This window comes from Gordonia aichiensis (genome assembly GCF_039946255.1).
GTDB classification, from domain to species: Bacteria; Actinomycetota; Actinomycetes; order Mycobacteriales; family Mycobacteriaceae; genus Gordonia; species Gordonia aichiensis_A.
Window position 1 is genome coordinate 257,398 of record NZ_JBCDWL010000003.1, and the last position, 20,186, is coordinate 277,583.

Consider the following 20,186-nt stretch of genomic DNA (forward strand, 5'->3'; position numbering starts at 1 on the left):
TTAGGCTCCCTTCTTCTTCTGCTGGCGCGAACGAGCACGTCCGCCGTTCTCCGAAGCAGCGGTGACGACCACGGTGATGTGGCTGGTGCGCTTGCGGATGCGGAAGGCACGGCCCTGAGCGCGCGGCTGGAACCGCTTCAGGGTGGGGCCCTCGTCGGCGAAGGCCTCCGAGACCACGAGGGTCCGGCGGTCCAGGCCGACGTTGTTCTCGGCGTTCGCGACGGCGCTGGCGAGCACCTTGTAGACGGGCTCGCTGGCGGCCTGCGGGGCGAACCGCAGGATGTCCAGAGCCTCGTCGACGTTCTTGCCGCGGACCAGGTCGATGACGCGACGTGCCTTCATCGGGGTCACGCGAACGAACTTCGCGGTCGCCCGGGCACTGCGCACTGCGTGGTTAGCAGTCGTATCAGTCTCAGTAGTCATGGTTACCGGCGCTTCGCTTTCCGGTCATCCTTGATGTGACCCTTGAAGGTGCGGGTGGGGGCGAACTCGCCCAGCTTGTGACCGACCATGTTGTCCGACACGAACACGGGCACGTGCTTGCGACCGTCGTGGACCGCAAAGGTGTGACCGATGAAGTCGGGGATGATGGTCGAGCGGCGCGACCAGGTCTTGATGACCTGCTTGGTGCCCTTCTCGTTCTGTGCATCCACCTTCTTCAGGAGGTGGTCGTCGACGAACGGGCCCTTCTTCAGGCTGCGTGGCATTTTTTACCTCCTCCTAGTTATCGCTTGTTCTTGCCGGTACGACGGCGACGAACGATCATCTTGTCGCTGGCCTTGGTCTTGCGGGTGCGGCCCTCGGGCTTGCCCCACGGGCTCACCGGGTGGCGACCACCCGAGGTCTTGCCCTCACCACCGCCGTGCGGGTGGTCGACCGGGTTCATGACGACACCGCGGACGGAGGGACGCTTGCCCTTCCAGCGCATGCGGCCGGCCTTGCCCCAGTTGATGTTGCTCTGCTCGGCGTTGCCGACCTCGCCGACGGTGGCGCGGCAGCGCACGTCGACGCGACGGATCTCACCGGACGGCATGCGCAGGGTCGCGTACGGACCCTCCTTGCCCAGCAGCTGGATCGACGCACCGGCCGAACGGGCCATCTTGGCGCCGCCGCCCGGACGAAGCTCCACGTTGTGGACCTGGGTACCGGTCGGGATGTTGCGCAGCGGCAGGTTGTTGCCCGGCTTGATGTCGGCGTTCGGTCCCGATTCGACGACGTCGCCCTGCTTCAGGTTCTTCGGCGCCAGGATGTAGCGCTTCTCGCCGTCGACGTAGTGCAGCAGCGCGATGCGCGCGGTGCGGTTGGGGTCGTACTCGATGTGCGCGACCTTGGCGTTGATGCCGTCCTTGTCGTTACGACGGAAGTCGATCAGACGGTAGGCACGCTTGTGGCCGCCACCCTTGTGACGGGTGGTGATGCGGCCGTGCGCGTTGCGGCCACCGGTGCTGTGCAGCGGGCGCACCAGCGACTTCTCGGGGTGCGAACGGGTGACCTCGGAGAAGTCGGCGCCGCTCGAACCGCGACGACCCGGGGTCGTCGGCTTGTACTTACGAATTGCCATGAGTCTTAGTCCCTACTCTTCTTCGCGGGCGGTCAGGAGACCGCGCCCCCGAAGATCTCGATGGGCTTGCTGTCAGCGGACAGCGTCACGATGGCGCGCTTGGTGTTCTTGCGCTTGCCGAAGCCCGAGCGGGTGCGCTTGCGCTTGCCCTGGCGGTTGGCGGTGTTGACGCTGGTGACCTTCACATCGAAGATCGCCTCGATGGCGATCTTGATCTGCGTCTTGTTCGAGTCCGGGTGCACCAGGAAGGTGTACACACCGTCTTCGATCAGCCCGTAAGCCTTCTCCGAGATCACCGGCGCCAGGATGATGTCACGCGGGTCTGCCTGCGTAGCCATCTCAGGCCTCCTTCTTGGTGTTCTGCTCGATGAAGGCGTTCAGGGTCTCAACGCTGAACACGACCTCATCCGAGTCGAGGACGTCGTAGGTGTTGAGCTGGTCCGGCGCGATCGGCAGGACGTTGCCCAGGTTCGCGACGCTCTTCCACGCGGTGATGTCCTCGCGGGACAGGACCACCAGGAACTTACGACGGTCGCTCAGCAGCTCCAGGAACTGGCGAGCCGACTTGGTCGACGGCGTCTGACCGGCGACGAGCTCGGTGACCACGTGGATGCGCTCGTTGCGAGCACGATCCGACAGGGCTCCGCGCAGCGCAGCGGCCTTGACCTTCTTGTTCACCTTCTGGGTGTAGTCGCGCGGCTGCGGACCATGAACGGTGCCGCCACCGACGAACTGCGGTGCACGGATCGAACCCTGACGTGCGCGGCCGGTGCCCTTCTGGCGGTACGGCTTGACGCCACCGCCGCGGACCTCGCCACGGGTCTTGGTCGAGTGCGTGCCCTGACGGCCTGCGGCCTGCTGAGCGACGACGACCTGATGCATGAGCGCGATGTTCGCGGTCGCATCGAAGAGGTCGGCCGGCAGGTCGACGGTGCCGTTGGTGCTGCCGTCGGCGTTGCGAACGTCGAGCGTCAGCTTGGTTGCGGTTTCGGTGCTCACTTGTTGCCACCCTTCACTGCGTCGCGGACCACCACGATGCCGCCCTTGCGGCCGGGGATCGCGCCCTTGATCAACAGCAGACCGGCTTCGGCGTCCACCTTGTGGATGGTCAGGTTCTGCGTGGTCACCTTGTCCGAGCCCATGCGGCCGGCCATGCGGGTGCCCTTGAAGACGCGACCCGGGGTGGCGCAGCCGCCGATGGAGCCCGGCGAACGGTGCACGCGGTGTGCACCGTGGCTGGCGCCCAGGCCGGCGAAGCCGTGACGCTTCATGACGCCGGCGAAGCCCTTGCCCTTGGAGATGCCGGTCACGTCCACCTTGACGCCGTCGGCGAAGATGTCCGCACCCAGCTCCTGGCCCACCTGGAAGTCCGAGACGTCGTTGACGCGGATCTCGGTGAGGTGGCGACGCGGGGTGACGCCGGCCTTGGCGAACTGGCCGGCGACCGGCTTGTTCACCTTGCGGGGGTCGATGGCGCCGTAGGCGAGCTGCACGGCCGTGTAGCCGTCACGGTCTGCGGTGCGCAGCTGCGTGACGACGTTCGAGCCGGTCGCGATGACGGTCACCGGGACGACCCGGTTGTTCTCGTCGAAGACCTGGGTCATGCCGAGCTTGGTGCCCAGGATGCCCTTGGTGGCCTTCTGATTGAGTGCTTTCTGATTGCTCATTTAGTCCAATCCCCCGTCACTGAATGTTGACGTCGACACTGGCCGGGAGGTCGATGCGCATGAGCGCGTCGACCGTCTTCGGCGTCGGGTCGAGGATGTCGATGAGTCGCTTGTGAGTGCGCATCTCGAAGTGTTCGCGGCTGTCCTTGTACTTATGCGGCGAACGGATGACGCAGTACACATTCTTTTCGGTGGGCAACGGCACCGGGCCGACCACACGTGCACCCGTGCGGGTCACGGTCTCCACGATCTTGCGCGCAGAAGCGTCGATCGCCTCGTGGTCGTAGGCCTTGAGCCTGATGCGGATCTTCTGTCCCGCCACGCTGTGTCCTCTTCCGTCTGTTCATCTCTCGACAGCACAACACCGCGTGACTCCACACCTGCGGCAATGACTCGCAGGCGGCAACTGAGGCCACAGACCACGCCTTGACATATGGCGGATCGACGCTGTTCTACTGTCGTTGTACGGTGCCGAACTCTCGTCCGGCTGTCGGCTTTCACCGACGTCGCCTCCGGCACCCGCGGTCGGGCGTGTCGGGCCGGTCCTTCGGACGAGAGTTCTTCCGAAGTTCCCGCAGAGCGGGTCCGCGTTACACGCCCAGTTCCGCACTTAACGGTCCTGGAAGTTCTTCGCCTCTACGCGAGGCAACCTGAACAGTATGCACGAGCGAACGCCGGCATTCAAATCGCCTGCCCTGCCCGAGACGTCCCGGCCGTCGGCCGCCGCACGGTGGCCTTTCCGGCAACTGCCGCATCGGCTCCGAGCGGCCGATATCGTGCAGTCAGATGTCGAAGCGGTTCGCATTCCGCCCGCCACGTCTCAGCATCGCCGACCAGCCAGGAGGCCCATCCCGTGAATACTCCACGCGCGCAAGCCGTACCGATGTCGGTCGGTGACGCCGGTCTGGTGTTCTCCGACCGCTACCGCGACAGCAAGACCACGCAGTATGCGGCGTTCTTCGACGGATCGCGCCAGGACGTCAGCGAATCCGGGTTGAGCGACTGGATGCGCGATCGCCTCGACTGCGCGTGGTATCACCGCCGCAGACTTCACCGTTATCCCGGCGATCTCGCCCCCCCGGCATGGGTGCCCGCGCCCGATCTGGTCGTCGAGAACCACGTACGAGTCCATGACGTCACCAACTGGGGGGAGGCCTCCGAGATAATCGTGCGACTACTGGCGACCAGTGTCGATCTCGACAGGCCTCCGTGGGACGTGACCCTCATTCAAGGCGTGCGCGACCTCGGTGACGGCTTTCCCGGCCGATGCTCGATCCTCGTGTACCGCGTCCACCATGCCGCGAGCGACGGACTCGCCAAGGCGGAGACCATGCGCCGCATGCTGCGCGCCGACCCTCTCCCGTCGTCGGCACCCACCACCGTTCCGTTGGCATCCACCGTGCGCGCCCTGTCAGCCATCCCCGGCGACACGGCCCGGTACCTGCGCGCCCTACGCCAACCGGCGGCCGCCCTCGATCCGGGCGAGGCGCCCCGCGTGTTCCCGGATCTTCGGTTCACCCAGGGCGTGTCCGGGCATCCCCGCATCGGCTTCGTCGAGTTCCCCCTCTCCACTGTTCGGATCATTCGCGCAGCGGCCGCGTCGTCGACGGTCAACGATGTCGCTTTGACCGTCATCGGCGGCGCGATGAGAGAGTTCCTCACGGCCATCGGCGAGAAGCCCGCGGACTCCCTGCACACGTTGATGCCGATCAGCGCGACGCGGCGTTCGGGCAGCGCCAACTCGCTGGCGGTCGGCGTCGTGAACATGCACACCGACGAGGCCGACCCGTTGACTCGGCTCGATCGGGTGCGAGCCGCCTCCCAGGCGGAGAAGCGCCGCCTGTCACAGGAGGCGATCCATCAGCTGATCGACAGACATCAGAGCCTCCCCTGCTGGATCGCACGCCTGGCGTTTCGACGACCGCGACCGGCGCCCCCGGGCACGCGCCCGGCGACGAACATCGCCAACGTGCCGAGTGGACTCGACGAGCACGCCGAGTTCCTGGGGGGCACGCATCCTGCATCAGATCACCTGGCTCCCGTTCATGGGAGACCTCTCGCTGCAACACGAGATCACCTCGTGCGGAGACCTCCTGGCGATCGCCGTGACGGCGGACAGCGCGGCGATGCCGGACATCGCGGACTACGTGCGGCGACTCCGCGAAGAGTTCGCCCGGCTCGTCGACGCCGTCGAGCATGCCGGCAGCGCAGGGTAGGCACCGGATATCGCCTGCCCGCCCAGAAGCAGCGGCCCTGTGACAGCGCAGGCAGGCCGTCTACGATGGCAAAATGAGTGATACTCCTGGTAACACGGAAGCGACTGCCACGCTCTCGCTGCGCAAGCGGCTGCCCGCCGGACGGATCGGCGACGTGCTGTTCTCGCTCGGCATGGTGGCCCGGGTCCCCTACTTCGGCACCATCGCGCCCTTGGTCGAGGAGATGAAGCCCGGGTACTGCCGCGTGAGCGCGCCCAACTGGTTCGGGGTTCACAACCATCTCGGGACCTTTCATGCGATCGCCGCGTGCAATCTCGCCGAAACCGCGATGGGAATGCTGATGGAGGCCACCGTCCCCGCCTCGCACCGGTGGATCCCGAAATCGATGAGCACCCGCTACCTCGCGCCGGCGACCACCCGGTTGACCGCCCATGCCGAACTCGCCGAGCCGATCGACTTCGGCCGGGTCGCCCAGGGCGGCGACGTGGTCGTGTCGATCGCCATCCGCGACAAGACCGGCGCCGAGGTGGTGCACTGCGACATCACGACCTGGGTGACGCCGCGGTGATCGACGCCCGCCCCCAAGGGATCTGTAATGAGATTCTTAGGCAGCGGCCAGTAGTGTTGCACCCAGTTACTCCGGGCAGCCGGTGCCCGGATTGTCTTGAGCTATAGCGGAGGAAACCCATCGTGGCCCAGAAGAACCGGACCGTCATCGACCCGCGGCAGGCCGAACGTCGTCGTTCCCTGATCTACAAGATCCTCGCGGCCGTCGTCCTGGTCATCATCGCAGTCGGCGTCACCTTCTGGGCGATCAACTCCAACAAGGAGGACTCCGCGACCGGTGGTTCGGCCACCCCCACCGGGGTGACCGAGAACGGCGCGGTCCGCCTGACCGGCGCCGCCGCGGGCACCCAGCCCAAGGCCGTGCTCACCGTCGTCGAAGACTTCCAGTGCCCCGCCTGCGGTGCGTTCGAGCAGCAGTTTGGTCAGACCCTCGCCGAACTGGGCAAGCGCCCCGACGTCGCCGTCGACTACCGGCCCATCGCCTTCCTCGACCGCGGCCAGACCGAGTACTCCGCCAACGCGATGAACGCCTCGCTGTGTGTCGCCGAAGCACTCGACAAGAACGGCGACAAGGCCGACTGGCTGAAGTTCCACAACCTGATGTTCGCCGAGCAGCGCGCCGAGGGCGGCCCCGGCTTCACCGACTCGGAGCTGAACTCCATGGCCGGCCAGGCGGGTGTCCAGGGCGTCAAGCAGTGCATCGCCGACAAGCAGTTCGGCAAGTGGGTCGCCGACCAGACCAGCGAAGTGATGAAGGATCCCGGATTCAAGGGCACCCCGTGGGTTCAGCTCAACGGCAAGACCATCAACCCGCAGTCCCCGACCGAGCTGACCGACCTGGTCAACGCGGCAGCCAAGTAGACGCCACGGCCCAGTAACCGCCACAGCCACATCACGGAGGCATCGTGACCGACGAGAACACTGCAGTCATCGCAGACGAGGTTCCAGAGCCGGCAGCGTCCGGTCACGAGCGCGATCGCCCGGACGCGGCCGCGGACTCCGGTGGCTTCTGGACGCGGCCGCGGCCGGTGCCGGTCACGGCCGCGTGGGTGCTGCTGATCTGCGGTGTTCTCGGGATGGCGGCCGCGGTCGCGCTCACCCTCGATCGGATCCAGCTCCTGATCGATCCGAGCTTCGTCCCCGCGTGCAGCATCAACCCGATCATCTCCTGCGGTTCGGTGATGGTGACCGAGCAGGGCCGATTCTTCGGCTTCCCCAATCCGCTCCTGGGACTGCCCGCGTTCGCGGTCGTGCTGGTGACGGCGGTGCTGTCGATCGGCCGGGTCAAGCTGCCGCGCTGGTACTGGGCGGCGCAGGCGGCGGTCACCGCCGCCGGAATGGTCCTGGTCGGCTACCTGATCTTCCAGAGCATCTACCGGATCCACGCGCTGTGCCCCTACTGCATGGTCGTGTGGACGGTGACGCCGATCGTCTTGGTGCTCAGCCTGTCTCGCGCGCTCCCCGACTCCGACCGCGGGCGGTCGATGCGCGAGACGCTGTGGATCGCGCTGCCGCTCTACTACGTGGTCGTCATCGCGATGGGCACCGTTCAGTTCTGGGACTACTGGAGCACCCTGTTCTGACGGGCGTCTCCCCGAGCCGTGAGATCTCGGTGCATTCGTGGTTCGTGGTGAACCGCGGAGGCACCGAGATCTTTTTCTTCGCCGCCCGCGGTCAGTCCGCCAGTCGCTCGGCGATGACCGTGGCCACGGCCATCACGCTCGCGTGCGGCCCCGAACGCAGCGGACCGGGCAGGACGGAGGCGTCGGCCACGTGCAGTCCGGTGATCCCGGGAACTGCGCCGTCGGCCCCGACCGCCCGACCGGCGGGCAGCGAGCCCCACGCGTGCGACGACGCTCCCGTCATCTCGTCCACCCGCACCGAGCCCGGCACGACGAGGTGGGCGAAGTCGCTGCTCTCCAGCAGTCGCCGCACCTCGTCCACCCCACCGGCGAGGCGCGACGACGACGCCGCGTCCGGTTCGCCGAGATCGATCCGCAGGCGACCGTCCCACCGCAGGCTCCCTGCGGTGCCCGCACCCATGTCGGCGACGCCGAGTGCGACCCCCGACGTCGGCACCGAGGCGATGAAGGCGGCGAAGTCGTCTCCGTAGCAGCGGATCTCGAGTCGGTCGTCGGTGTGCAGCACGGTCTGCAGCAGCGCCGGGGCCGCTACCGACCCGCGCGGACGGAAGCGCACGAGCCGTTCGGCGTGCTCGTGAACCGGGAGCACGCCCCCCAGCACCGGTGCCGCGAGCGCGGCGGTCCCCAGCGTCCCGGCCGTCAGCACCACCGTCTCGGCGTCGATTCGCCCGCGGTCGGTCACGACGCCCCGGACGCGACCTGCGCGCACCGTCACCTCGGCGGCCGGGCATCCGCCGATCACCCGCAGATTGGGGCGCGGCGACGACAGGAATGCCTCGGCCGCGGTGAACCGGCGACCGTCGCGCCGATTGCTGCGCACCCGGTTCAGGCCGACCGTCGGCCACGGCCCGGACCCGACCGGCGCGCGCGGACGCCAGTACTCCTCGAAGGCGACGGCGACCGTGCCGAGGTCGGCGTCGTCGAAGGCGCTCACCGACATCAGCCCGCCGCCCGCGGCGCCGCCGTCCAGGACGTCGAAGGCCGCCTCGAGTTCGGCTGCGGGCCACGGCCACTCGCGGTAGTCGTCGCGATGCCCGCGCAGGAAGTATCCGCCGTTGACGGCCGAGGATCCGCCCAGGCCTGCGCCGCGGACCACATCGCGTCCGCGGACCTCCGGATGTCGGCGGACGCGCGGGGCGCCGGGTTCGATCGGAAGTCGGGTCAGCGCGGTCACCGCAGCGTCGGGCAGCGACCCCGGACCGGCCTCCAGCAGCGCCACCCGTCGGCTCGGCTCGCGCGAGAGACGCTCGGCGACCACGCAGCCCGCGCTCCCCGCGCCGACAACCACGACGTCGGCCACGGCGAAGGCGGCGGTACCGGACACGGGATCAGCGGGTGATGACCGGGCGCAGCGCCGACCAGTCCCGGCGGGCCAGCACCCCCTGCCACAGCCCGAGTCCGTAGGCGAAGTCGTCCAGGCGATGCAGGACCGAGTACTCGATCGGTCCGACCATCGGCGACGTCGGTTCGGCGATCCGCGACCGCAGCCACATCACGGCGGCCTCCGCGGCGGCGGCTTCGGCGAACCAGCGGCGGTACCGGGGCGACACCAGCAGCGCGATCACCGACAGCGGCCAGTAGTGCCGCAGCGCCGCCGACCACACCTGCAGCACCCCGTAGCCGAGTGCGCGACCCACATTGCGCGCGGCGATCGCGTCGCGCGCCGGCACGCCGGCCAGCGGTCGCCGGATGCGGCTGAAGATCCAGCCGGACAGGATCGTCGCGACGGCCAGCCCCGCCCGGGTACGCGAGAGCAGGGCCAGGACCGCGACCGCCAGGACGGCGCTGGACTGGACGGGTGCGGCCAGTCCGGCGTGCCGGCCGGCGAGTTCGGCGGCGCCGGTGCCGTAGAAGCGGCGGCGATCGAGCAGTGCGCGCAAGGACTGTCGGTGATCGTGGGCCACGTGTGCGATCGGGTCGTAGCGCACCGTCCACCCGTCCGCGTGGGTCCGCCAGCACAGGTCGACGTCCTCGGCCACCCGCAGCGATTCGTCGAACCGGCCGAAGGCGGCGGCCCGCACCACCATCGCCGCGCTGGGTACGTAGGCGATCGGCGTGCCCGGCCGCACCGGCCCCTCGTCGGGGCCCATGTCGAGCGAGGAGTAGCGGTTGGCGTACGCCGCGACCGGTCCCCCGGCCGCGTCGAGGCCGACGATCCGCGGGGCGACGATCCCCACGGTCGGGTCGGAGAAGTGGCTCAGCAGCATCATCAGCCAGTCGTCGCGCGGGACGGTGTCGGAGTCGAGGAAGGCGACGAAGGCGGTGCCCGCGGCGTCGAAGCCGGCGTTCCGCGCCGCCGCCGGCCCCGAGTTCTCCTCGAGTCGGATGAGGCTGACGTGATCGTCGTCGGGCACGGTCAGCGGGGTGGCGGAGGCGTCGTCGACGACGATGACGCGCAGTCCCGGCAGCGCGGCGAGCAACCGGTCGACGCCCGCCTGGTTCTCGTGCGCGGGGACCACGACGGTCACGTCGGTCTCGCACGGCCCCGACATCGGGCGCGGATGGGCGATGCCCGCATCGAGCAGCTTGCGCGCGAAGGCGCGCGTCCCGGCGTCGTGCACTTCGACCCGGCCGTCGGCCGAGGTCATGCCGAGGGCGGCGTCCGACAGCTTCAGCACCCGCAGCGGCGATCCGCCGACGAGGTTGCGCAGGTCGCCGCGACGGATCGTGCGCCGGTCGATCTGAACCTGGAAACCGATCGGCAGATCGGTGACCGGTGGAGGTGTCACCGAAGCCTCCCGGTCTGGTCCACCGACCAGGCGGTCAACGAGCCGGCGAGCGTGTTCGCCAGGGCGGCCGTCAGCTCGGCACCGCGGCTCGCGTCGGCCCCGGTCGGGTCGCCGAGGACCCCGCTGTCGGAGACGGCCGCGACGCCGCCCTCGCGCAGGGTGTCCAGCAGTTCGGCGATCGGGGCGGTGTTGCCCGGCGCCATCGCCGCGGTCCGCACGTGCGTCGGCGCGACGGCGAGCATCACGCTGGTCTCGGTGTGTCCGGCGTGCGCGTCCGCGTCGGGGAAGGCGCACGGGAACCAGGCGACGTCGCGTCCCTCGTAGCGCAGGCGAGCCACCGCGGCCGCGAGCGCGAGCGCGTTCCCGCCGTGAGCGTTGACGAAGACCAGCCGGCGCGCCCAGCGCATGGCGCTGCGGCCGAACTCGAGGACGAGCAGTTCCAGCGCCTCGCGGCCGATCGACACCGTCCCGGGAAAGCCCTCGTGCTCGCCGGAGGCACCGTACGAGATCGCGGGCGCCACCATCGCCTCGTCCGAGTCGCCCAGCGCGGCAACGGCTTCACGCGCGACCGCGACGGCGATCTGGGCATCGGTGTCCAGTGGGAGATGAGGTCCGTGCTGTTCGACGGCGCCGACGGGCACCACGAGGATCGGTTCGGCACCGCGGAGGTCGTGCCACGTCCGAGTCGCCAAGTCGGTCGCCGGTGTCATTGCGACAACGTTACCGATACGGGCGTCGAATAGGGAACGCTACGTGCCAGATGGTCCGAATCGACCGCTGCCACAGGCCGTCCCGCGTCCACCCGGGTCCGCCGACGGTACGTGTGTACAGTGACCTGCGACAGTGGCTCAGGCCACGCCGCGTAACTGAATGAGATCTGGAAGATCGGAGTTTTCGCCATGACCTCCCCCGCCGACCGCCGTCCGTCCGGTCGTTCCGGCCCCCTGTCCGACATCCGCGTCATCGAGTTCGCGGGCATCGGCCCCGGCCCGCACGCGGCGATGCTCCTCGCCGATCTCGGAGCCGACGTGCTGCGCGTGCAGCGGCCGGGCGAGCTGCCCGCGCCCGACCGCAACGCCGACGCCCTGCTGCGCGGCCGCCGCGTGGTGGAGGCCAATCTGAAGAACCCCGCCGACCGCGAGACCATCTTGAACCTCGTGGGCAAGGCCGACGTGGTCATCGAGGGCTTCCGCCCCGGCGTCATGGAGCGGCTCGGCTTCGGGCCCGACGACCTGCATGCGGTGAATCCGGGGCTGATCTACGGCCGGATGACCGGCTGGGGTCAGGACGGTCCGCGCGCCGAGCTCGCCGGCCACGACATGAACTACATCTCGCTGACCGGCATGCTGCACGCGATCGGTCGCACCGACGAGAAGCCGACCCCGCCGCTCAACCTCGTCGGCGACTTCGGCGGCGGCTCGATGTTCCTGGTGATGGGCGTGCTCGCCGCGCTCGTCGAACGCGCCTCGTCGGGCAAGGGCGAGGTGATCGACGCCGCGATGTGTGACGGCGCCTCGGCGCTCGGCCAGATGATGTGGGCCTTCCGCGGCACCGGCCTGTGGCAGGACCGGCGCGGCGTCAACCTCCTCGACACCGGCGCACCGTACTACGAGGTCTACGAGACCTCCGACGGCAAGTGGATGGCCGTCGGCGCCATCGAGCCGCAGTTCTACGCCGAGCTGATCAAGGGGCTCGGGCTGGATCCGGAGTCGCTGCCGCATCAGAACGACTTCTCCCGCTGGGGCGAGTTGAAGCAGATCTTCGTCGACACCTTCGCGACCAAGACCCGCGACGAGTGGGCGGCGATCTTCGACGGCACCGACGCCTGCACCTCCCCGATCCTCGACTTCACCGAGGCGCCCGCCGACCCGCACCTGGCGGCCCGCGGCACCCTGGTCGAGATCGACGGCGTCATGCAGGCACAGGTGGCTCCCCGCTTCGCCCGCTCGGCGACGCAGACGCCGACCGGCCCGGCCCGCGAGGCCACCGATCCGGCCACCGTCTGGCAGGACTGACCGCCCCGCTCCTCCACTCACTCGACCCCCGGATCAAGGCCCCCAGGCCATCCCAGGCTGGTCGAGTAAGTGGAGGAGCGAAGCGGGGGAACGCATCGAGACCCCCGCACCTCCACGCACACCACGCGCACACCGCCTCCAGCTCCACGCAGCCGCCCCAGGCTGGTCGAGTAAGTGGAGGAGCGAAGCGGGCGAACGCATCGAGACCCCGCACCTCCACGCACACCACGCGCACCACGCGCACACCGCCCCCAGCGCCACGCGGCCGCCCCAGGCCGGTCGAGTAAGTGGAGGAGCGAAGCGGGCGAACGCATCGAGACCCCGCACCTCCACGCACACCACGCGCACACCGCCTCCAGCTCCACGCAGCCGCCCCAGGCTGGTCGAGTAAGTGGAGGAGCGCAGCGGGGGAACGCATCGAGACCCCCGCACCCCACACCTCGACACACCCACGCGACCACCGCGAATCAAGCCGGACGAGCTACCAACCGGCCAAAACTAGAACATGTTACAGTCGGGTTCTCACCAGAGACGAGAGGCATCAGCATGGGACAGTTCGACGGTCAGGTCGTCTACATCACCGGCATCGCGCGCGGCCAGGGCCGCAACCACGCGCTGCGCTTCGCCCGCGAAGGCGCGTCGATCATCGGCATGGACATCGCCGGACCGGTGGCCGAGCACATGACCTACCCGTCGTCGACCCCGGACGACCTCGCCGAGACGGTCCGCCTCGTCGAAGAGGCGGGCGGCAAGATCCTGGCCCGCCAGGGCGACACCCGCGACCTCGCCTTCCAGCAGCAGCTCGTGGCCGACGGCGTCGAGCTGTTCGGACGCCTGGACCACGTGGTCGCCAATGCGGGCATCCTCACCTGGGGCCTGACCTGGGAGCTGACCGAGGAGCAGTTCACCGACGTCGTCGACGTCAACCTGGTCGGCACCTGGAAGACCCTCAAGGCCGCCATCCCCGCCATGCTCGAAGCCCGCAACGGCGGCAGCATCACCATCATCTCCTCCGTCGCCGGCCTGAAGGCGATGCCCGTCCAGGCGTCGTACTCGGCGTCGAAGTTCGGTCTGCGCGGTCTCGCGCAGACCGCAGCGAAAGAGTTGGGCCCCAAGCGGATCCGCGTCAACACCGTGCACCCGTACGCGGTTCACACCCCGATGGGACTGGAGGACTCGGCGGCGATGAAGGCGTTCGAGGAGTACGGCATGCACTTCCCGTCGCTGCTGCAGCACTACCCCGTCGCCTCCCTCGACGACCTGTCCGACGCGGTCCTCTACCTGTCGACCGCCAAGTCGGTGACCGGTGCCGAGTTCCAGATCGACATGGGTCATTCGAAGGTCTGATCCCAGCCTCGCAGTACCAACGCGTAGAAGCCCGGATCCCGGGCGTGTCATCCCAGACTTCATCGCGCACGCGTTGGAAATGCGGAAGGGCCGTCACCGAGATCGGTGACGGCCCTTCCGCATCTGTGCGATCAGACCCCGAAGCTACGCTCGAAGCCCTCCGGGATGATCAGATCCTCGCGCGAGAGGTCGGCGACGTCGGACTTGCCGAGGCCCATCAGCGCCGAGTCGACGCCCATGCGCATCAGGTCGAGGACGTTCTCGACGCCGGTCTGACCGTTGGCGGCCAGACCCCACAGGTAGGCGCGGCCGATCATGACGGCCTTGGCACCCAGTGCGAGAGCCTTGACGACGTCGCTGCCGCGTCGGATGCCGCCGTCGAGCAGCACGTCGAGATCGTTCCCGACGGCGTCGGCGATCGGTCCGAGCACGCGGATGGTGGCGGGCGTGCCGTCGAGGTTGTTGCCGCCGTGATTGGAGACCGAGATAGCGGTGGCGCCGATGTCGACGGCGCGCTTGGCGTCGTCGATCCGGGTGATGCCCTTGACCATGAACTCGCCGTCCCACTGCTCACGCAGCCACTGCAGGTCCTCCCAGGTGGGCGGCGGGGTGTTCATCCACTGGCCGTAGACGTCGAAGAAGGTGGGGCCCGGCTCGCCCTTGTGCGCGATGTTGGGTGCCGACAGGTCGGGGATGATCAGCTTCCCGTCGCGGAACCAGCTCATGGCGTACCGCGGCTTGGTGATCATCTCCGGCGCCAGCTTCGCGACCGCATTGAAGTCGACCTGCTCGGGGATCTCGGGGCTGCCCCAGTCGCGGCCGACGTTGAAGACCCAGTCGGTGGTGACGATCAAGCCCTTGCAGCCGGCCTCCTTGGCGCGCTGCGCGCGGGCCAGGATGTCCTCCTTGCTGCCGAGCCAGTAGATCTGGAAGAAGATCTTGTCGTTGACCGCGGTGACCTCTTCGACGGGCTTGGAGGCGAAGCTCGACAGTCCCATCGCGGTGCCGCGCGCTGCGGCGGCGCGGGCGACGGCGACCTCGCCGTCGGGGTTGACGGCCTGCACGCCGGTCGGGCTGATCATCACCGGGAAGGGCAGTTCCTGCCCCATCACCGTGGTGGTCAGGTTCCGCTCGGGCGTGGTGCCGATGACGTGCGGGGCGAAGCCGAGTTCCTCGTAGGCCTCGACGTTGTCGTTGAGCGTGATCCCGGCCTGGGTGCCTGCGATCAGCGACGAGTACACCGTCTTCGGCAGACGCTTCTTGGCGCGACGCTGAGCTTCACCGACGGTCTCGAACCAGGGGTTCTGCCGCCACGGATTCTTCTCCATCAGTTCGGAGAACTTGGACATGTTCGTACCTTCTTGTTCTGTGGTCTGGATTCTGGACCGTGGTGGGGGTCGGTCCGGGTGTCTCGATACGCTCGCTCACTTCGTTCGCGGGCTACTCGACAAGCCTGCATAGGCTGGTCGAGTAAGCGCAGGAGCGAAGCGACGAAGCGCATCGAGACCCCCGAACGCTCGTCTCGATACGCTCGCTCACTCCGTTCGCGGGCTACTCGACAAGCCTGGGAACCGGCCGAGTCGAGCAAGCGCATCGAGCGCTCAGCAGCAGCCCGAGGTCGACGAGCAGCCGGACGCCGACGTCGGCGCGAAACCGGCGAGCGGGTTCTCGTCGCAGTCGCGTGAGGGCGGACGGGTCATCAGGGTGAGCGGGACGCCGCGGGAGTGGTCCTTGTTGGCGGTCGGCTTGCTGCGCTCGCCGGCCAACAGCTCCTCGCCGTAGCCCTGAACGCATTCGGGGTCGGGCCCGTCGAGCGGCAGACCGGTGAAGAACTTGGCGGCCATGCAGCCGCCGCGGCAGGCGTCGAAGTGGTTGCAGCTGGCACAGGCACCGGCGCTCTGCGGTTCGCGCAGTTCGGTGAACAGGTCGCTGCGCTGCCAGATCTCCTGGAAGCCGCCGTCGGTGGTGATGTTGCCCGCGAGGAAGTTCTCGTGGATGGCGAACGGACAGGCGTAGACGTCGCCGACCGGATCGATCAGGCACACCACGCGCCCGGCACCGCACAGGTTGAGGCCCGGCAGGCCGCTGCCGCCGCCGGTGCTGAACGCCGACAGGTGGAAGAACGAGTCGCCGGTCAGGACGCGGTCGCCGTGCTCGACCAGCCATTCGTACAGTTCACGCTGCTGCTCGGGCAGCGGGTGCAGATCGTCCCAGACGTCGGCGCCGCGGCCCGACGGCCGCAGGCGGGTGATGCGCAGGGTGGCCTGATACTTGTCGGCGAGGGCTTTGAACTCGTCGAGCTGCGCCACATTGTGGCGGGTCATCACGACGCTGATCTTGGCGTCCTTGAAGCCGGCGTCGGCCAGGTTCTGCAGTGCGCGGACGGCCATGTCGAACGAGCCGGGGCCGCGGACGGCGTCGTTGACCTCCGCGGTCGCGCCGTCGAGGGAGATCTGCACGTCGACGTAGTCGGACGCCGCCAGCCGCTGCGCGACCTCCTCGTTGATGCGCAGGCCGTTGGTGGAGAACTTGACGCCCACCTGGTGGTCGGTCGCGTAGTCGACGAGTTCCCAGAAGTCCGGGCGCACGGTCGGTTCGCCGCCGCCGATGTTGACGTAGAAGACCTGCATGCGCTGCAGTTCGTCGATGATCGCCTTGCACTGGTCGGTCGACAGCTCGCGCGGATCGCGCTTGCCCGAACTCGACAGGCAGTGCACGCAGGCCAGGTTGCACGCGTAGGTCAGCTCCCACGTCAGGCAGATCGGTGCGTCGAGGCCCTTCTCGAACTGGTCCACCAGGCGCCCGACCTTGGGCGGGGCGGGCACGGTCAGCGGCGGGGTCAGCGAGGGCATGCCCAGCGGCTCGGTGCCGGGGCGGGTTTCCACGGTGGTCACGGGGTCACTCCTGGGTCAGCGGAGGTCGGGATGATCATTCCGGATTCAGCCAGCGCACCGAGGGCCTGAAGGTAGAGCGGGCGGTCGGCGTCGGCGATGCCCGCCGCGACGATGGCTTCCTCTGCGGTCGCGTGCTCGGACAGGGCCTGCACCAGTTCGACGACGACGAGGTTCTTGAGGAACGAGAGTTTGCGGGTACCGAAGTGGTACAGCAGCGCGCCGAAGGGTTCCGGGCGCAGGGCCACCTTCGGGTTGAGCCGCCAGGCGCGGTCGAGCTGAAACGGGGTGCCGTTCCCGGCGGCCGCGGGGCCGCCGGGAACGGTCGTCGATGGAGCCGTCATCAGTAGACGCCACACATCCCGTCGATGGACACTTCCTCCACCAGAGACTCAGCCACGAGATCCTGCTGAGTCGCATTCGCCTGATCGGCCATATGAACCATCCTCCTTCACGAGTACTGATGTGGTTCGACTCACACCATAATGGCACTCGGTGCATAATCGCTAGTACTTGAGCGAAGATTTATGCCAGTAGCATGGTGACCGGCGGTTTTCCGCCGCGAAAGGCGACACGATGACCAGATCCAGGCGAAGCGGAGTGCTCGGCGGACGACCCGCGGCCACCACCCGCGGCCGGTTGAGCAGTGTCGCCATCGACCTGTTCACCGCCAACGGATTCGACGAGACGAGCGTCGACGACATCGCCGCGGCCGCGGGCATCGCCCGCCGGACCCTGTTCCGGTACTACCCGTCGAAGAACTCCCTGCCGTGGGGCGAGTTCGAAGAGCACCTCGCCGAACTGCGGAACCTGCTGCACTCGAGCCCGAGCGAGGCACCGCTCGGGGTGTCGCTGCGCGATGCGCTGATCGCCTTCAACACCGTGCCCGCCTCCGAGCGCGACGAGCATCGCCGCCGGATGTCGCTGTTGCTGGGCGTCCCCGCGCTGCAGGCCCACTCGATGATCGTCTACGCCGACTGGCGCGCGGTCATCGCCGAGCACTGCGCCGAGCGACTCGGCCTCGACGCCGCCTCGCACATCCCGCAGACCATCGCCTGGCAGGCGCTCGGCACCGCCTTGGCCGCGTACGACCAGTGGCTGCTGGACGCCGACGCCGACCTGACCGAACTGCTGCACGCCGGCGGTGACATCCTGATCAACGGGGTGTCGTCGTTGACGGCGTGAAACGTTGGCTGCATCGAGGCCCTCACGGGTGGTCCATGCAGCCAACGTTCACCGGCGGCGGTCACACCGGCGGAGCATGACGGCGGAGCACGACGGCGACGAGGCCCGGGCGGGCCGCTCCCGCTGTCCGGGACAGTCCGTGTGGCACACTCGCCAACGCTGATATTCTTTTATAGAACACGTTCTATTTTGGTCGCGGCGTGCACGCCACGACCTCATGCACAGAGAGTCCGCCGATGACCGCACTGACCCCGCACAGCACCCGGAGCGCCATCCTCACCGTCTCTGAGGTGATCGATGAGACAGCTGACGCGCGCAGCATCGTCTTCGACCTTCCCGAGGTGCATTCGGACAAGTTCGCCGACTACCAGCCGGGACAGTTCCTGACCCTGCGCATCCCGTCCGACCTGACCGGCTCGGTGGCCCGCTGCTACTCGCTGTCGTCGGCGCCCGGGCACGACAAGCTGCCGAAGGTGACCGTCAAGCGCACCTCCGAGGGCTACGGATCGAACTGGATCTGCGACAACCTCGCGGCCGGCACCCAGATCGAGGCCCTGCCGCCGTCGGGCGTGTTCACCCCGGACAACTTCCACGTTCCGCTGCTGCTGATCGCGGCAGGCTCGGGCGTGACCCCGGTGATGTCGATCCTGAAGCACGCCCTGCTGACCGGCACCGGCAAGATCACCTTCTTCTACGCCAATCGCGGCGAGCACGACGTGATCTTCGCCGAGGAACTGCGCGACCTGCAGGCCAAGTACCCGGCGCGACTGACGGTGCTGCACTGGCTCGAATCGGTGCAGGGCCTGCCGAGCGATCGCACGCTCGCCACCCTGTTCGCTCCGATGGCCGCCACCCACAGCGCCTACATGTGCGGCCCGGGCCCGTTCATGGAGGCCGCGCACAGCGGCCTGACGAAGGCGCGGTTCGACAGCAAGAACGTGCACGTGGAGATCTACAACTCGCTCTCCGGCGATCCGTTCGAAGACGTCGAGCTCGGCGAGGTCTCGGCCGAGGAGGCCGCGGCCGCGGCCGAGGTCGAGGTGGAGCTCGACGGTGAGACGCACACCCTGTCGTGGCCCCGCTCGCGCACGCTGGTGGACGTGATGCTCAGCGCCGGCCTGGACGCGCCGTACTCGTGCAAGGAGGGCGAGTGCGGCTCGTGCGCCTGCACCCTCGTCGAGGGTTCGGTCGACATGGAGGTCACCGGGGCCCTGGACCCCGACGACATCGCCGACGGCTACATCCTCGGCTGCCAGGCGCGACCCACCGCAGACAAGCTCAAGATCGAGTTCTGACCGCTCGACCACGAGCGCGAAACGGCATCGGCCCCGCCCTGCTTCCGGCAGGACGGGGCCGACGCCGTCGTGAGGTGCGGACCCGCGGTCAGTTCTTGAACTTGTCCGGGAAGGCCTTCACGATTCCGGCGCTGAGCTGATCGGACATCTCGACCATGTGCTTCTCCGCGACGTCGTAGCCGGCGATGAAGTCGGCGTACCGGCCCTGGAGTGCGGCGGTGGCGTACGTGGCCGTCTGGTCGATGTGTCCCTTCATCATCTTCCGCAGGTCGTCCTGCGACCAGTTGCTGTTGGCCTTGGCGAGGAAGTCGGCGATGTCGTCGGCGTTCTGATACGTGGCCGCCATCGCCTTGTCGAGCGCGGGCTTGTCGTCGGCCTTCGCCGCCTTCAGCACGTCGACGACATCGGTGATGTGGACCTTCAGCAGGTCGGTCAGCGCGGCGCCCGCCTCGTCGCCGTAGTACGGCTTGATCGCGTTGCCGATGTCGACCTGGTTCTGGATCAGCCGGGCGGCGGTCGCGTCGAAGTTCGGGGCGCCGGTGGCGAAGGCGTCGATCGCCGAGTACGTCCACTCCATGTGCTGCAGCCACAGGGTCTGCATGGCGCTGTACAGGTCCGCGGCACTGGCCGTCAACGCGACCGACGACGCCGACACCGCGTGTTCGGCCGCGGGGTGGGCGTCTGCCCCGTTGTCGCTGCAGGCGACGAGCGAGCCCATCGTGATCGAGGCGGCGGCGATCGCCGCGACCACCGAGGCGCGGCGACGCCGCGGCTTGATTGACGTAGTCATGATCGGAGTTCCTTCACTCGACGGACCTTCCGGGGACCTCCCGGCACCTGCCGCGGTTCGGCGGGTGGGTCACTGATGAGTTAGTGACGCCGCATCTGCGGATTCTTACCCTGCGGGCGACATTCGACGATCTCGGTAAGATCCTCGGCCCGCCGATGCACTAACAGGCATGAGGCGAATCATGTTCTGCGCCGGCGCGCCCGTCCACGTCGGCGGGTGGCCGCAGCACGCGCACCCCGCCGATCCGCGGTGTGCGGACCAGCGAAGCGGGATGATCACA

Annotated in this window: 23 protein-coding genes; 8 read left to right on the top strand and 15 right to left on the bottom strand. The window is 68.4% G+C overall.

What is annotated here, in order from left to right:
* Genes rplV through rpsJ form a run of 7 tightly spaced genes read right to left on the bottom strand, consistent with a single transcriptional unit; the run spans position 1 to position 3,550 of the window.
* Entirely contained in the window at positions 1-423 is a 423-nt protein-coding gene (rplV, locus tag AAFO60_RS06035) for a 50S ribosomal protein L22 (RefSeq protein WP_347955265.1), read from the bottom strand.
* A gap of 2 nt (positions 424-425) precedes the next feature.
* Entirely contained in the window at positions 426-707 is a 282-nt protein-coding gene (gene rpsS / locus AAFO60_RS06040; RefSeq protein WP_347955266.1) for a 30S ribosomal protein S19, read from the bottom strand.
* Between the two features lie 17 nt (positions 708-724).
* Entirely contained in the window at positions 725-1,561 is an 837-nt protein-coding gene (rplB, locus tag AAFO60_RS06045; RefSeq protein WP_347955267.1) for a 50S ribosomal protein L2, read from the bottom strand.
* 32 nt (positions 1,562-1,593) lie between these two features.
* Entirely contained in the window at positions 1,594-1,899 is a 306-nt protein-coding gene (gene rplW, locus AAFO60_RS06050; protein WP_347955268.1) for a 50S ribosomal protein L23, read from the bottom strand.
* A gap of 1 nt (position 1,900) precedes the next feature.
* Positions 1,901-2,560 carry a 50S ribosomal protein L4 gene (gene rplD / locus AAFO60_RS06055; protein WP_347955269.1) on the bottom strand — a complete coding sequence of 220 codons (660 nt, stop codon included), beginning with the start codon at positions 2,558-2,560 and terminating at the stop codon, positions 1,901-1,903.
* The gene (gene rplC / locus AAFO60_RS06060; RefSeq protein ID WP_347955270.1) at positions 2,557-3,228 is read right to left on the bottom strand and encodes a 50S ribosomal protein L3; all 672 of its coding nucleotides are present in this window, start codon (positions 3,226-3,228) and stop codon (positions 2,557-2,559) included. Before rplC ends, rplD begins: the two co-directional genes overlap by 4 nt.
* Positions 3,229-3,244: 16 nt before the next feature.
* Entirely contained in the window at positions 3,245-3,550 is a 306-nt protein-coding gene (gene rpsJ, locus AAFO60_RS06065) for a 30S ribosomal protein S10 (RefSeq protein ID WP_003938093.1), read from the bottom strand.
* A gap of 531 nt (positions 3,551-4,081) precedes the next feature.
* Between rpsJ and AAFO60_RS06070 the strand changes: the two genes are divergently transcribed.
* The 4 genes from AAFO60_RS06070 to AAFO60_RS06085 all read left to right on the top strand — a co-directional run bounded on the left by AAFO60_RS06070 (position 4,082) and on the right by AAFO60_RS06085 (position 7,594).
* A complete protein-coding gene (locus AAFO60_RS06070; RefSeq protein WP_347955271.1) occupies positions 4,082-5,521 on the top strand; it encodes a wax ester/triacylglycerol synthase domain-containing protein in 1,440 nt (479 codons plus the stop codon).
* Positions 5,518-6,012 (top strand): hotdog fold domain-containing protein, encoded by a 495-nt coding sequence (locus tag AAFO60_RS06075; RefSeq protein WP_347955272.1) that lies wholly within the window; start codon positions 5,518-5,520, stop codon positions 6,010-6,012. Before AAFO60_RS06070 ends, AAFO60_RS06075 begins: the two co-directional genes overlap by 4 nt.
* Before the next feature lie 122 nt (positions 6,013-6,134).
* Positions 6,135-6,872, top strand: coding sequence for a DsbA family protein (locus AAFO60_RS06080; protein WP_347955273.1), 738 nt, complete (start codon positions 6,135-6,137; stop codon positions 6,870-6,872).
* Between the two features lie 44 nt (positions 6,873-6,916).
* Entirely contained in the window at positions 6,917-7,594 is a 678-nt protein-coding gene (locus AAFO60_RS06085) for a vitamin K epoxide reductase family protein (RefSeq protein ID WP_347955274.1), read from the top strand.
* A 91-nt stretch (positions 7,595-7,685) separates the two neighbouring features.
* On the opposite strand, the gene mftG is transcribed toward AAFO60_RS06085, so the two are convergent.
* From mftG to mftE, 3 genes are read right to left on the bottom strand one after another with little or no spacing between them, the layout of a single operon-like run.
* Entirely contained in the window at positions 7,686-8,978 is a 1,293-nt protein-coding gene (gene mftG, locus AAFO60_RS06090) for a mycofactocin system GMC family oxidoreductase MftG (RefSeq protein WP_347955275.1), read from the bottom strand.
* A 4-nt stretch (positions 8,979-8,982) separates the two neighbouring features.
* Positions 8,983-10,383, bottom strand: coding sequence for a mycofactocin biosynthesis glycosyltransferase MftF (gene mftF / locus AAFO60_RS06095; RefSeq protein WP_347955276.1), 1,401 nt, complete (start codon positions 10,381-10,383; stop codon positions 8,983-8,985).
* The gene (gene mftE / locus AAFO60_RS06100) at positions 10,380-11,093 is read right to left on the bottom strand and encodes a mycofactocin biosynthesis peptidyl-dipeptidase MftE (RefSeq protein WP_347955277.1); all 714 of its coding nucleotides are present in this window, start codon (positions 11,091-11,093) and stop codon (positions 10,380-10,382) included. The genes mftF and mftE overlap by 4 nt, the downstream gene beginning before the upstream one ends.
* Before the next feature lie 189 nt (positions 11,094-11,282).
* Between mftE and AAFO60_RS06105 the strand changes: the two genes are divergently transcribed.
* Together AAFO60_RS06105 and AAFO60_RS06110 are read left to right on the top strand one after the other, a co-directional pair.
* On the top strand, positions 11,283-12,398 hold the full coding sequence (locus AAFO60_RS06105; protein WP_347955278.1) for a CaiB/BaiF CoA transferase family protein: 1,116 nt from the start codon (positions 11,283-11,285) through the stop codon (positions 12,396-12,398).
* A 546-nt stretch (positions 12,399-12,944) separates the two neighbouring features.
* The gene (locus AAFO60_RS06110; protein WP_347955279.1) at positions 12,945-13,745 is read left to right on the top strand and encodes a mycofactocin-coupled SDR family oxidoreductase; all 801 of its coding nucleotides are present in this window, start codon (positions 12,945-12,947) and stop codon (positions 13,743-13,745) included.
* 131 nt (positions 13,746-13,876) lie between these two features.
* Here AAFO60_RS06110 and mftD read toward each other — a convergent pair whose 3' ends face one another.
* From mftD to mftA, 4 genes are all read right to left on the bottom strand, one after another.
* Positions 13,877-15,094 (bottom strand): pre-mycofactocin synthase MftD, encoded by a 1,218-nt coding sequence (gene mftD / locus AAFO60_RS06115; RefSeq protein ID WP_347955280.1) that lies wholly within the window; start codon positions 15,092-15,094, stop codon positions 13,877-13,879.
* Positions 15,095-15,346: 252 nt separating this feature from the next.
* Complete coding sequence (gene mftC, locus AAFO60_RS06120) at positions 15,347-16,639, bottom strand: mycofactocin radical SAM maturase (RefSeq protein ID WP_347955281.1); 1,293 nt, start codon at positions 16,637-16,639, stop codon at positions 15,347-15,349.
* A complete protein-coding gene (mftB, locus tag AAFO60_RS06125; protein WP_347955282.1) occupies positions 16,636-16,980 on the bottom strand; it encodes a mycofactocin biosynthesis chaperone MftB in 345 nt (114 codons plus the stop codon). Before mftB ends, mftC begins: the two co-directional genes overlap by 4 nt.
* Positions 16,980-17,072 carry a mycofactocin precursor MftA gene (gene mftA, locus AAFO60_RS06130; protein ID WP_101841532.1) on the bottom strand — a complete coding sequence of 31 codons (93 nt, stop codon included), beginning with the start codon at positions 17,070-17,072 and terminating at the stop codon, positions 16,980-16,982. Before mftA ends, mftB begins: the two co-directional genes overlap by 1 nt.
* 140 nt (positions 17,073-17,212) lie before the next feature.
* Here mftA and mftR point away from each other — a divergent pair, with 140 nt between their 5' ends.
* Together mftR and AAFO60_RS06140 are read left to right on the top strand one after the other, a co-directional pair.
* Positions 17,213-17,821, top strand: coding sequence for a mycofactocin system transcriptional regulator (gene mftR, locus AAFO60_RS06135; protein ID WP_347955283.1), 609 nt, complete (start codon positions 17,213-17,215; stop codon positions 17,819-17,821).
* 236 nt (positions 17,822-18,057) lie between these two features.
* A complete protein-coding gene (locus AAFO60_RS06140; protein ID WP_347955284.1) occupies positions 18,058-19,116 on the top strand; it encodes a ferredoxin--NADP reductase in 1,059 nt (352 codons plus the stop codon).
* Between the two features lie 88 nt (positions 19,117-19,204).
* Here the strand turns inward: AAFO60_RS06140 and AAFO60_RS06145 are convergent, their stop codons facing one another.
* Positions 19,205-19,906, bottom strand: a complete 702-nt coding sequence (locus tag AAFO60_RS06145; protein WP_347955285.1) for a hypothetical protein — start codon at positions 19,904-19,906, stop codon at positions 19,205-19,207.
* Positions 19,907-20,186: the final 280 nt, after the last annotated feature.